The organism is Saccharothrix sp. NRRL B-16314 (assembly GCF_000716595.1).
Taxonomy (GTDB): domain Bacteria; phylum Actinomycetota; class Actinomycetes; order Mycobacteriales; family Pseudonocardiaceae; genus Actinosynnema.
This window is the reverse complement of sequence record NZ_JNXC01000265.1, coordinates 1-238: the sequence shown is the minus strand read 5'-3', so window position 1 is coordinate 238 and position 238 is coordinate 1. Positions and strand designations below refer to the sequence as shown.

1 protein-coding gene is annotated in these 238 nt (G+C 70.6%); it reads right to left on the bottom strand.

All coding sequences use genetic code 11. The annotated features are described in order from the left end of the window. Window positions 1–238 (bottom strand): endo-1,4-beta-xylanase (locus OQ02_RS39935; protein WP_033443891.1); only part of this gene is annotated, 238 nt, incomplete at both ends.

The window sequence follows — 238 nt, the reverse complement described above, 5'->3', positions numbered from 1 at the left end:
GTTGCCCGAGCCGTCGAACAGCAGCGGGGTGCCGGAGGCGCGCCAGGAGTCGGTGTCGCGGATGCCCCAGACGGTGATGCCGGTGCAGCGGGCGACGGCGAGGCAGGCCTGGGTGACGCCCTGGTACTGCTGGGCCTGGGAGCTGCCGGAGCCTTCGATGTCCAGCTCGGTGATCTGGACGTCGACGCCGAGGTCGGCGAAGTTCTGCAGGGTGGTGTGGTAGTTGGAGGGGACGGGG